This window comes from Paenibacillus ehimensis NBRC 15659, from assembly GCF_004000785.1.
GTDB lineage: Bacteria > Bacillota > Bacilli > Paenibacillales > NBRC-103111 > Paenibacillus_G > Paenibacillus_G ehimensis.
This window is the reverse complement of sequence record NZ_BILX01000006.1, coordinates 95,478-107,870: the sequence shown is the minus strand read 5'-3', so window position 1 is coordinate 107,870 and position 12,393 is coordinate 95,478. Positions and strand designations below refer to the sequence as shown.

The window sequence follows — 12,393 nt, the reverse complement described above, 5'->3', positions numbered from 1 at the left end:
CAAACCGGTTAACGCTAGGCATTTTGATGGGGACGCTCATCAGCATCCCGTTCTGGATCGCGGCCATCGGCTGGTACCGCTTCATCCGTTCCTTTTTCTAGCCCGCCGCACCGCCAGGTTTCATATTTCGTTCACAACGGCTCACTTTACCGCGCCTTTGTTTTTTTATACAATATAGGCATATGGAAAGGAGCTGTCCGCTTTGCTGCAATTGATCATCGTAACCGTGCTGCTGTTCGTGCTGTTTTTCGGGCTCGGTTTTATTCTAAACATGCTTATGAAAACGACTTGGTTCCCCATTTACGGGTATATAGCGCTCATGATCGGACTGGTCATTTATTGGGGCTGGGGCACCGGCTCGCTCGCTTCGAACCTGGCCGAATATTCCTTCGCGGATTATGTCCCGGCTGTCGGCGGCCTGATCGGCGCCATCCTCAGCGGCTCTACGATCAAATCCTTGCGTCAAAAAGGGTTTAAAATGTTTTAGTGAAAGCGCTCCTATCCCTCCGGCGGGTTCCGGTACGGATGGGGGTGTTTTTTTGTATCAAAAATACGACTTACGTTAGTTTGTCCGGTGCGGAGTTTTCGGCCGGCAGGCGACCAGTTTGCCAGAAAAATGCCAAGGAAAATCAGAACTCCGCCTGCATAGACGTACCATTTAATCACTTCATCCAGAAGCAGCCAGCCCGACAGCACGCCAAAAAACGGAGCCAAAAATAAAAAGGCGCTCGTTTTTCCGGGATCTCCTTTTTCCAGCAGGTAAAACCAGACGGCGAATTGGACGATGGAGGCCATGACGGCCAGCCATAGAAGAATAAACACGGAAGCCGGAGTGACGATGAGCTTCGGCGTCTCCAGAGTGACGCTCATCCCAAGCAGAACCAGTCCGCCAAAAAGCATCTGAAAAGCGGTAAGCACCCGCAGGTGAAAGGCGGCGCCCCATTTTTTGATCAGAACGGTCCCGATGGACCAGCAGAGAGCGGCTCCCAGTCCCAAAATCGTACCGACCTGCCACTGCAAATGAAATCCGAGCGTGACGTATACCCCGATAAAGCCGAAGATCACCCCCAGCCATTGGGAGAACCGGTATCGGATGCCAAGAAACAGGGTGCCCAGCAAGACGACAAGAAGGGGGTTCAGGAAGGTAAGGATCGACGACTCGCCGGCTGTAATGGTTCGGAGGCTCAAGAAGATACAGCCCATCACTCCCGCGGTTTGAAACAGTCCGATGAGAAATAATTTGGTCCAGTGTCGGGCTGTTTGCGGAAAAGGCCTCCTCATTATCCATAAAACCATAAGCAAGCCTGCAATCGTAAAGCGGCACCCGACCAATAGGAGCGGAGAGAAGTAGGCCATCCCCATTTTCCCAATCGCGAAGGACGAGCCCATTAAGGAAGTTGTGGCCAGAACAAGGAGCCCGTAATAGATCGGATTCATATTTTCCTCACCTTTCGTAATGAGCTGGAAATTCCGGGGAAACCGTGAACTTTTCCGGATCTGTTCGTTATTGTAACGGCTTTACAATTCGATTATCATCGAAATATGGATGCAGCGTGAAAATCTATCGATCCAAGGGTCTCCGCAGCCTGCTTTTTCCTTCTACCCTCTTTGTCGATTTGTGTGGTAAAATGGAGGGTAAACATTTGAATCACGGATGGAGTTTTGAACCGAATGCGGATAACGAATTTGCTGCATTTTTCCGAATATCACCGTTTCTATGTGGTGCGGGATTTCGCTTTAAGCAGCTTGGATTATAAGATGATGGCCGCGGTGTATCAGCCGATGATCGGCGCTTACGCCGTCAGCGTATACATGACGCTGTTTCAGCAGCTGCCTGCGGACAAGGTCGGGCATTCGGCGATGGAGCAGCAGCGCAAGCTGTTTCTGGCTCTGGAGCTGGAATCGAGCGAGAACGGCCGGAAGCTGTTCATCGAGCAGACTTCAAGGCTTGAGGCGGTGGGACTGCTCAAGACGTCGCGCCGGTTTGCGGCCGCTTCGGATGATTACGTATACGAGTACACGCTGTTTGCGCCCCTGCCGCCGACGGAATTTTTCCGGAATCAGCATCTGACGCTGCTGCTGCGGGATAAGGTCGGCAAATATGCGGTGTTTGCGCTGCGGGACGAGCTGGTGCTGCCCGAAGCGCAGGAAATGGCGGACGCCAACACCGAAAATTTGTCCGTGCCGTTCTACGAGCTGTTCCGTCTGAACACGCAGGTGATCGATCACGAGCTGGAGAAGGCGTTTTTCGAATCGGCGGCGGCCAAGCCTGCCGAAGCGAAGCCGGAGGTCGTGTACAAGGGCTACTCGTATGCGGAGATCATTATGCACTTCCCGCGGGAATCGGTGAACCGGGACTTTGTGGAACGGCTCAAGTACGAGCCGGAGCAGCTGGCGACGATCAATTTTGTAGCGAAAAAGTACAACCTGTTCCTGACCGACGTATGCCGGCTTTTGGACGAAGACGGCGTGTTCGACGAAGAAGGCCGTATCGTGCTCGAACTGCTGCAGCACAAGGCGAACCAAGTGTTCCGGCAGGACAAAAAGCGGACCGAAGAGCGGACACGGTATATGGCGAGGATTGCGGAAAAAAACGGCGAAAAAGACCGCGCAAGCAAGAGCACGGAACCGGCGGGAGACAAAATCGTCGAGATGGAATATTACCTCGAAGTGCCCGATTTGTTTCAAGGGGAATGCAACCAGCATCAATACAACTACATTTTGCGCAATGAGCCGTATACGTTCTTGCTGGAGAAGATCTTCAGCCAGGGCTCGATCCCGGACGGGCTGCTCGATACGCTGGCCAAGGTCGATTTGAACTATGGCCTGCGCGAGGAAGTCATGAACGTCTTGATTCATTACATGTATGTCAATAAACGTTCCTGGTCGAGAGCGTCCATCGAGTTCAGCGTCACGGACATGCTGGCCAAGCAGGTCAATACGTTCGAAGAAGCGGTGCAGTACATCCGCGAGCAGATGAAGTATCAGGAGCAGCAGCGGACGCGCCGCAGCGCAGGCGCAACCAGTGCGAGCGCTCCGGCCCGGGGAGGCCGGGGGCGGCAGAAGCCGGTCATTCCGATCGTCAAGGATACGCCGGCAGCCAAAACGCTGTCTGCGGCCGAGCGGGAAGCGCTCCGCAAAATGGCGCAGCAGCTCGACGGCAAGCTGTAGAAGTTAGAGAAGCGTCGGAGTTTATGCGTACAAGAGGTATAGGCGAATGCCCGGCTGGCAATTCATGGGGAGGTGCAGCGGATGGAGTCGCTTGGGGAACTTTTGCGGGGCGGCCAAGGCCGTCAGTTGTTGCAGCAGGCGGAAAAAAAGGTGCGGGAAATTGCATCCGATCCGCTGATCGTGAAGCTGAGAGCCAAGCACCCGGAGCTCGACAGCCAGACGATCAAGCTGAATTTGAACAAGCTGCACCAATATATTACGGAATATAACAATTGCAACAATTGCCCGGGGCTGGACCGGTGTCCGAACGATATGGAAGGCCATTACACGATGCTGAATATCGAGCCGGGAGAAGATTGGACCCGGGTGTACGACCAGAAGGTCGCATGCAAGAAATTTATCGCCAGAGCGACGCAGGATGCGGTCCGCAGCCGGATTCGGAGCTTTTATGTGGACGAGCGGGCGCTGTCCCAAGGGTACTCGTCGCTCGAAATTCTCGATAAAGATCCGGACCGGGAAGAAGCGGTCGGCCGGGTAATGGAGTATATTTTCAGCATCCGGCAGCAGGGGCTTCAGCCCACGGGCTTGTATTTGGCCGGCCATTTCGGAACGGGCAAGACGTTTCTAATGTGCTATTTACTCTATGAGCTGGCAAAAGAAGGCTACAGCGGGGCGATCGTGTACATGCCGGATTTTGCCGAGGATTTGAAAACGATGTTCCAAGATCCGCTTAAGCTCAAGGAAACGATCGATGTGTTGAAGGAGACGGACCTGCTCGTCTTCGACGATATCGGGGCGGAGAATTTGAACCCTTGGCTTCGCGACCATGTGATGGGAGCGATCCTGAACTACCGGATGAACCGCAAGCCGACGTTCTTCACGTCCAATCACGATTTGGACGCGTTGGAGAAGCACTTCAGCTTCACCAGCAAGGACGGGGACGAGGAGTTCAAAGGACGGCGCATCATGGACCGGATTCGGCCGTTCGTCGACGTGGTCATGGTGAACGGGTATAACAAACGGGGAGCACGATCCTGATTCTACAGGGTCGCGCTCCTTTTGCTTAACACGAAAAATGCTGTTTAGGTAAGAAGCTAAAGGAGGCCCATAGATATGAAGTCTTATCCCTCTGACCGTATTACAATCCCGCCGGGATTTTGGGCGGCATTACGTCAATTGGGGATTGACGCCCATGACATAGCTCGCAAAGCACGACTGCCGCTCACCGTTATTACTGAGCCAGTAGTTACCACCGCCCAATATTTCGCCATCTGGCAGGCTTATTCCGATCTCATTGGTGACACAGCCAAAGGAATCATCAAGCTTGCGACCGTCTTTGAAACAGCGAAGTACCCACCGACCGTCTTAGCGACTTACCACGCTCGTGATTACCGCGACGCTCTCAACCGAATGGCCCGGTACAAACGACTGTGCCCCCCTGAAAGCTTACGTATCATCGAGGAGGGGGAGCACTGTACAATCGAACTGGAATGGCTGTATAGCGAGCAACCCGGTCCGCCAATGCTGGTTGGGATCACGCTGGCCTGTCTTCTGGAGCTTGGGCGGCGGGGCACGGGTCAACCTTTGACGGCGCGGCTCGTCGAATTTTCGCACGCAATGGGCGATGTACAGGCCCTCGAAGCTTACTTCGGCTGCCGTATCCGGATTGGCGCAAAATGTAACCGGTTGACGCTGCACCGAAGAGATCTGGACCGCCCCTTTGTTTCGTACAACGAAGAGCTGCTGGAGATCCTGACTCCCGTTCTGGACCGATCGTTGGATGAACAGCAGCGCAGCCGCTCAATTGCCGAGATGGTCAAATGGATCATGAAACGCAGCCTCACAGGAGGGCGCCCCGATATTCAGGCTGTCGCGAAGGAGTTGGGGATGAGCGATCGTACCTTGCAGCGCCGACTTACCGAAGAAAACACGAGCTTCAAGCATCTGTTGACACAAGCTAGACATGAGCAGGCACTGGCGTACTTGGCAGACCCCTCGCTCGATATTAAAGAAGTGGCTTTCTTGATTGGATATGAAGACCAGAACTCGTTCTACCGTGCCTTCCGCCTTTGGGAAGGCGTTACTCCTTCAAATTGGCGTGCTGAACATTTAGGTACACTACAGAGAGCTAGTACTTACTGAGTTTTATCATTTGGCGTGTTAAACAAGAACTTTGGCGCCATATGCCAGTTACTGAACAATCCAGACAAGGTAATATAATCTCTATCCGGAGCACAAGGAGAAATGTATTATGGATATGGGATTAACCAATAAAACAGCTTTAGTTACAGGATCAACGAAAGGTATAGGCAAAGCGATTGCGATTGAACTTGCCAAAGAAGGAGTTCATGTACTAATTAATGGACGGAATGATGAAGAGGTAGAACGGACTGTAAAGGAAATGAAGTCGGCTTTCCCGGCTACCTCTCCTCAAAATGCTGCAGCCGATTTAGTGGATATTCAACAAAGAGAAGCTTTATTCGAAAAATACCCGAATATTGATATTTTAGTTAACAATATGGGAATCTATGAAATTATGCAGTATGAGGACGTTGACGATGAAATATGGGAGAAATACTTCCGTACCAATGTTCTTGCTGCCAATGGATTATCTAAATTTTACTTACCTAAAATGTTGAAAAATAATTATGGCCGCATTATCTTTATTGCGAGCGAGGAAGCCGTTATGCCCTCAGGTCTAATGCCTCAATATGGTATGACAAAATCAATGCTATTATCATTGTCAAAAAGCTTATCGAAATTAACAATAGGAACAGAAGTCACAGTCAATACGATCATGCCGGGACCGACACTCTCTGAAAATGTGCATCAAATCATTGAGGGTATGTACCCTAATGAAGCTATGACTTTTTCAGAAAAAGAGAAGCAATTTATGACTACAAACCTGCCTCAATCTGAAATACAGCGATTTATCAAACCTATTGAAATAGGCAGACTAACTACATTTGTGTGCAGCCCTTATGCATCCGCATTTAAAGGTTCTCCAATCCGTATGGATGGGGGAATGGTTCCGACTATTTTTTAACGTTTTTCAATTTGGTTGCAAATTCCAATTGGCATTGGTATACTAACTTTATCTAAAATGAACGGAGGGTTATGTGTGATTGATTCTTCCCGATAAGCCAACAATGCATCTTGCATTCATTTGTGCTTTCGTTCAACTCTGCCGGTCAGCAGAGTAATCGGGATGAGTCTGTCCATATGCCGTCTTGTTCATATAAAGTGTAAGCATAGCGGGTATCTCCGATATTTTTCTGGAGAAGCTTCTTTTGCGTTACTACATTACTTGAACTCATATGGTAAATTCATATTCGATTACGGTGCACAGGCAGAGAATTTGTCTGTGTTTTTATTTTTTTATAGGGGGATTCTCCATGACAACACAAAATTCCGATAAGTTTTTGGATCGTAATACTGGAAAAAGGCGTGTCTGGTTTATTACAGGGGCGAGCAAGGGGCTTGGTTATGCTTACGCCAGTGCCGCTTTAGAAGCAGGGGATCAAGTTGTCGCTGTCGCTAGAACCATTGGTCAATTAGAAAAGCTGAAAGAGCAATATCAAGACGCATTGCTGTTTTTGAATCTCGATATAAGGGATCGGGAAGCTGTTTTCGCAACGGTTAGAGTGGCAGTAGAACATGTTGGGCATCTTGATATTGTCGTGAATAACGCAGGTATTATGACTTTAGGCATGGTCGAAGAATTGAGCGAAACCGATGCAAGAGACTTGATGGAAACCAATTTTTTCGGCGCTCTTTGGGTCTGTCAGGCGGTATTTCCTTATCTGCGTCAACAGAGGTCGGGGCACTTGATCCAAATTTCCAGCATTGGAGGATTGATCTCAGGTCCAATGTCGGGCCTATACAGTGCAAGTAAATTTGCACTTGAGGGGTTGAGTGAAGCTTTGGCACAAGAAGCTGCCCACTTTGGGGTAAAACTCACGATCGTAGAACCAGGCGGATACTGGACAGATTTGTATACAACGATGCGCTATAGCAGTCCATTAGATGCCTATGCATCCCTTAGGGAAGAATTGGCCAAACAGTATGCGGAAGGCTCAATAGATAGCGATCCCGTCTTAGCGGGTGAGGCTCTCATGAAGGTAGTGGAAAGCGAGAATCCTCCCTTAAGACTTATCTTAGGAAGTATGGTCTACGACTTGGCTAGGAAAGCCTATAAAGAACGCATAACAACATGGGAAGATTGGGAAGGTGTAAGTCGATCGGCTGAAAAGGGGATTCCCGCACCGGAAGGGTATGGAGTTACTGAAAAGTAAGTATCCTTGGGTTTGATGCACAAAAAAGCCTCTGCCGCCCTCCGGAAACGGAGATCAAGCAGAGGCTTTTCGCATCGGCCGAGCCATTACTTCATCATAAGCGAAGCCGCTGTCGCGATGACGCCGATCACGAGCAGGATGGCGAAGAAAACGCCGAAGCCCGTGGCAACGTCGATAAAGTCATTCCGTTGTTCTTCGTACACGTGCAGTTCGGGATTTCTTGTCGAGTCGTTCATGCAAGGTTCCTCCTTAGGGTTGTGCCGGGCATAGCCGCCGGATGGCACAGCTTAGGCAGCTTAGCGATACTCATATACGGCTAGTATACCCAAAATCGCCTTCCATTGTAAAGGATGTAAAGTGACAATTGTGCAAACTTTGGCTCGGTTGAAAAAGGCTCTTATTGTGGTATACTTTACATGTTGACATTATTTCCGCAAAAGGAGAAATTGAATCATGGCTATCGTTAATGTGTCTGACCAATCTTTCTCAACTGAAGTAGAAGGATCCGGTACGGTTCTCGTAGACTTTTGGGCTCCTTGGTGTGGACCTTGCAAAATGATCGCTCCCGTTCTGGAGGAGCTGGATAAAGAAATCGGCGATAGCGTGAAAATCGCGAAAGTGAACGTGGACGACAACCCGGAGTCCGCTTCCCGTTTCGGCGTAATGAGCATTCCGACGCTGATCGTGTTCAAAGACGGCCAGCCGGTCGATAAAGTCGTCGGCTTCCAGTCCAAAGATGCGCTGAAAAACGTATTGAGCCGCCATCAATAATTTGGCAGCCTGCGGATCACGTGAGAAAAAGCTCTTTTTCTGCTATGCTGGAAAAAGAGCTTTTTGCCGTTGGGAAAGGGGAGATATTCGTTGACGGAATATGCAGGGGAACCGGATCGCCAGGACCGGAAAAAAATATTGGAAGCGATCAAGAACAAGCTGTCGCTCGTCCCGGAGCAGCCCGGCTGCTACTTGATGAAGAACCGGGAAGGCACGATCATCTACGTCGGCAAAGCCAAGGTGCTGCGCAACCGGCTGCGGTCTTATTTTACCGGGAGCCATACGATCAAGACGCAGCTGCTCGTAAACGATATCGTCGATTTCGAGTATATCGTGACGGCCAATAACATGGAAGCGCTCATTCTGGAGTGCAATCTGATCAAAAAATATTATCCGCGATACAACGTTCTGCTGAAGGACGACAAGTCGTTTCCATACATCAAAATTACGAACGAAAAGCATCCCCGGCTGGAAGTGACGCGCCGGGTACTGAAGGATAAGGCCAAATATTTCGGTCCTTATCCGAACCCGTACGCCGCGGGCGCGACGAAGAAGCTGCTGGACCGGCTGTACCCGCTCCGCAAATGCAAGACGCTGCCGGACCGCGTATGCCTGTACTATCATCTTGGACAGTGCATCGCGCCCTGTGAGTACGAGGTCGAGCAGGAGACGTACGACAAGATGGTTCATGAAATCAGCCGGTTTCTTGGCGGCGGGCATAACGAGATCAAGCAGGAGCTTACCCGCAAAATGCACGAAGCGGCGGAAGAGCTGAACTTCGAACGGGCGAAGGAGCTGCGGGACCAGATTCAGCATATCGATACGGTGATGGAAAAGCAGAAGATCACGACGACGGACACCGTGGATCGCGACGTATTCGGCTTCGCCGTGGACAAGGGCTGGATGTGCGTGCAGATCCTCTATATGCGTCAAGGCAAGCTGATCGAGCGTCATGCGTCGTCTTTTCCCTATTACGGCGAAGCCTATGACGATTTCCTGACGTTCGTAACGCAATATTACAGCGAGAACCCGGCGCTGCCGAAGGAAGTGTTCCTCCCGGCATGGACGGAAGGGCGGCAGATTGCTCCAAGCTTGGAAGCGGCAGCCGCCGTCGAGGCATCGGCGATGGAAGACAGGGCGGCACAAGCGGGGTTGGTGGCCGAAGCCGGAACGACGTATTCCGCAGACGACGATTCGGAGCACGGCGATGATCCGGCGGAAGCGGACGATCCGGCGGGATCGGGGTCCAAGGCCGATGTGAAGGAAGCGCTGGAAAGCTGGCTCAAGGTCAAAGTGCATATTCCGCGGCGCGGGCTCAAGAAAAATATGGTCGACATGGCATGTGACAACGCCCGGGTAGCGCTGGAAGAAAAATTCCGTCTGATCGAGCGCGACGCGGACCGGACGGTCAAAGCGGTTGAGAATTTGGGACAATGGCTTGGCATCGGAACGGTGCACCGGATCGAGGCGTTCGACAACTCGAATATCCAAGGGTCGGACCCCGTATCCGCGATGGTCGTATTTACGAACGGCAAGCCGGACCGCAAGGAGTATCGAAAGTACAAAATCCGAACCGTTCAAGGTCCGGACGATTACGAAACGATGCGGGAAGTGGTGCGCCGCCGCTACGAGCGGGTGCTCAAGGAAGGACTGCAAATGCCCGACCTGATCGTCATCGACGGCGGGCGGGGCCACATGTCCGCAGCGATCGACGTCCTGGAGAACGAGCTCGGGCTCTATATTCCCGTCTGCGGATTGGTCAAAGACGCGAAGCATAAAACCGCCCAGCTGCTGATCGGCGATCCGGCCGAAGTGGTCCCGGTGCCGCGCGACAGCCAGGAGTTTTATCTGCTCCAGCGCATTCAGGACGAGGTGCACCGCTTCGCGATCACCTTCCACCGGGAAACCCGCGCCAAGTCGATGACCGTCTCGCAGCTCGATGCGATTCCGGGAATTGGGGAGAAGCGGCGCAAGGCGCTGCTGAAGCATTTCGGCTCGCTCAAAAAAATAAAAGAGGCCGAAGTCGCAGACTTCAAGCCTCTGGGGATCGGTGAGAAGCTGGCGGGCCAAATTTTGTCGGCGTTAAACGGCCGGAATCCGGATTCGTCTCCGGAAGCGGAGGAGCGCCAGGAAGAGATACAGCAGGCGGACGCCGATTAAACCGGCTGTGAAGCCACGCAAGGATCCAGCCGACCGCTGCGGGAACAAGGAGATAAAGCGCTCCGAGGGCAATCTGCAGCGGTTCTCCCGAATACATAAGCGATAGTCCCATCAGAATGCTGTCCATAGCGGCGTGGGCGAACAGGGCGGTCAGGAAGCCGTATCTCAAAAACGCCCATCCGAAGATAAGGCCGAGCACCGTCACCTCGATCAGCCGCGTGTACACAGGATAGATCGGGTACTGCGTATGGCTCATGGCCCAGATGACACTGGGCAAGAGTACGGCCAGCACCCGGCTGCGGGTCAGTCTGAGCACAAGCGCAATCCCGAGCAGCCGGTAGACGGCTTCCTCCGAAATGGCGGCAGCCCAAGCCATTAATGGAAATAAACCCGGTACGCGCATGTTGTAAATAGAGTCCGCCGGTTCGCTAACTGCCCATACGTCGAACGCTTCCGAGGCGATAAAGAGCATCACTTGCTGCACGCCAAGAATGAACAGGCAGATCAAGTAGCCGCGTACCATAGCCGTTCTCGTCTCGCTTCCGAATTGCGGATCGCGCCATACCGGCCACGCATTCCAGCCCCGGTTCAGCCAAAGCTGCCGTCCGGCCAGGAAGGACAGGTAAGTCGAGACGGCCATCAGCGTGATGAAAATATTCATAATGATCAAATAGATAGCGGCCTCCGGTTCTGAGGGGCCGCTTCCGTGCATCGTGCGGAAGGCCGGCAGCATATTGAAGTTGTTCGTCAGGTAGATCGCCAAAAACAGCATCGTCAGCACCGCGCCGCGTCCGAAGCGGACTTCCCTCCAATAACGGATGATGACAATCAGAGCGGCAAACGTCATCATCAGAGACGCCGCCATACTGATTCTTGTCATCAGGGCCGACCGCTCGTCTTGGGCCTGCTGCCAGAAGATAAAGCTGTCCGGAGCGGGAAACGCCGGTTTAAACGATACCACCTGGCCTTCGGACACGCTGAGCCGCAGCTCCAGCTTCGCCTCGCCAATTCGTTCCGTTTTGCTCACGTAGACGAGAGCTCCGCTGCGGTCCTTGTCCGTTGTGCCGGATAACGTAAACTGCTCCGGTGCGTAGCCCATCTCCCGGATGGCTTGCTCCGCCAATCGGACGGCATCGGCTTGGGACGAGCTTACCGTATCGCTTTTCGCGAGCGGAGATTTACTGCGCTCCCAGCCGAGGATTTGCAGCGTTTTGTAATTGACGGCGAGATAATAAGTGGATCCGTTCCGCTTGTCATTGATCTCGACCTCGTAATACTCCAGCGGAAATTTGCCGCCGTAGCGCTTCATGTATTCGTCGTACAGGTGTTCTTTTTGCAGATAGCCGCTAATCGTTGTGTACGCTTGATACAGCACGTTCGTCTGAGACTCCGGGGACAGCTTGAACCTGCTGCGCGCAAAGTCGGCCGCCGCCGTGGCGGCTTGCTGCTTGGACACTTCCGGGTTGTTGGTTGGAGCTGGGTCCGCCCGCTCCGCATCCTGAAAAAAAGGCGAGACGATCATGACGCCAAAGTACAGCAGCAATCCGACGACGGCAAGCAGCGGAAGGGGAGTTGCGGAATATAATCGTTTCAGCATAAGAGCTCCTTATCGGATCCGGAATAGTAACAGTATATTCTTCTAAATTAGCATACATGCTCCGGGGAAATCCATCGATATCGCGAGCATGTCAGGGGAAAAACGCGAAAAGCGAAGCGACATAGGTGTAAGAACGCTTACATCTGACCAAAGGTTATGATTCTCGTGCCATTTCCGTCAAAAACAGCTTTGTACTTCCGTGCAAACGGGATTATAATTCAATTCATATCAATTGAATAAAAAGCCGAATTTCTTTACGAAAACGGGGGAACCATGATTTTAGGGGTGAATTCCGCAAGTCCTTGGCGGGCTTGTAGATAGGGTGCCTGTAAACCCGAATCCGTCAGCTAACCTCGTAGGCTTTCTTTGCAGGAACCTTTAAACACGACACTAGGGTTT

10 protein-coding genes, 1 pseudogene and 1 riboswitch are annotated in these 12,393 nt (G+C 52.0%); of the genes and pseudogenes, 8 read left to right on the top strand and 3 right to left on the bottom strand.

Features of this window, described 5'->3' with window-relative positions; all coding sequences use genetic code 11:
- Positions 1–202 precede the first annotated feature (202 nt).
- Complete coding sequence (locus PEH01S_RS05670; RefSeq protein WP_025850117.1) at positions 203–487, top strand: YuiB family protein; 285 nt, start codon at positions 203–205, stop codon at positions 485–487.
- A gap of 11 nt (positions 488–498) precedes the next feature.
- Here PEH01S_RS05670 and PEH01S_RS05665 read toward each other — a convergent pair whose 3' ends face one another.
- The gene (locus PEH01S_RS05665; RefSeq protein ID WP_025850118.1) at positions 499–1,437 is read right to left on the bottom strand and encodes a DMT family transporter; all 939 of its coding nucleotides are present in this window, start codon (positions 1,435–1,437) and stop codon (positions 499–501) included.
- Between the two features lie 234 nt (positions 1,438–1,671).
- Between PEH01S_RS05665 and PEH01S_RS05660 the strand changes: the two genes are divergently transcribed.
- The 5 genes from PEH01S_RS05660 to PEH01S_RS05640 all read left to right on the top strand — a co-directional run bounded on the left by PEH01S_RS05660 (position 1,672) and on the right by PEH01S_RS05640 (position 7,466).
- Positions 1,672–3,171, top strand: a complete 1,500-nt coding sequence (locus tag PEH01S_RS05660) for a replication initiation and membrane attachment family protein (RefSeq protein WP_127484228.1) — start codon at positions 1,672–1,674, stop codon at positions 3,169–3,171.
- A gap of 81 nt (positions 3,172–3,252) precedes the next feature.
- A complete protein-coding gene (gene dnaI, locus PEH01S_RS05655; RefSeq protein WP_025850120.1) occupies positions 3,253–4,209 on the top strand; it encodes a primosomal protein DnaI in 957 nt (318 codons plus the stop codon).
- A gap of 75 nt (positions 4,210–4,284) precedes the next feature.
- Positions 4,285–5,313 (top strand): helix-turn-helix transcriptional regulator, encoded by a 1,029-nt coding sequence (locus tag PEH01S_RS05650; RefSeq protein ID WP_127484227.1) that lies wholly within the window; start codon positions 4,285–4,287, stop codon positions 5,311–5,313.
- Positions 5,314–5,422: 109 nt separating this feature from the next.
- Positions 5,423–6,217, top strand: a complete 795-nt coding sequence (locus PEH01S_RS05645; protein WP_127484226.1) for an SDR family NAD(P)-dependent oxidoreductase — start codon at positions 5,423–5,425, stop codon at positions 6,215–6,217.
- Between the two features lie 349 nt (positions 6,218–6,566).
- Positions 6,567–7,466: an SDR family oxidoreductase gene (locus PEH01S_RS05640; protein ID WP_127484225.1), complete on the top strand. Its 900-nt coding sequence runs from the start codon at positions 6,567–6,569 to the stop codon at positions 7,464–7,466.
- A gap of 86 nt (positions 7,467–7,552) precedes the next feature.
- Here PEH01S_RS05640 and PEH01S_RS05635 read toward each other — a convergent pair whose 3' ends face one another.
- Complete coding sequence (locus PEH01S_RS05635; RefSeq protein ID WP_127484224.1) at positions 7,553–7,702, bottom strand: YqzM family protein; 150 nt, start codon at positions 7,700–7,702, stop codon at positions 7,553–7,555.
- Between the two features lie 217 nt (positions 7,703–7,919).
- Between PEH01S_RS05635 and trxA the strand changes: the two genes are divergently transcribed.
- Together trxA and uvrC are read left to right on the top strand one after the other, a co-directional pair.
- Positions 7,920–8,237 (top strand): thioredoxin, encoded by a 318-nt coding sequence (gene trxA, locus PEH01S_RS05630; protein ID WP_025850123.1) that lies wholly within the window; start codon positions 7,920–7,922, stop codon positions 8,235–8,237.
- A gap of 90 nt (positions 8,238–8,327) precedes the next feature.
- Positions 8,328–10,397: an excinuclease ABC subunit UvrC gene (gene uvrC / locus PEH01S_RS05625; protein WP_127484223.1), complete on the top strand. Its 2,070-nt coding sequence runs from the start codon at positions 8,328–8,330 to the stop codon at positions 10,395–10,397.
- 130 nt (positions 10,398–10,527) lie between these two features.
- On the opposite strand, the pseudogene PEH01S_RS35345 reads toward uvrC, so the two are convergent.
- Positions 10,528–10,773, bottom strand: a pseudogene (locus PEH01S_RS35345) (CPBP family intramembrane glutamic endopeptidase); the annotation flags it as partial.
- A 1,453-nt stretch (positions 10,774–12,226) separates the two neighbouring features.
- Positions 12,227–12,371, top strand: a riboswitch (cyclic di-AMP (ydaO/yuaA leader).
- Positions 12,372–12,393: the final 22 nt, after the last annotated feature.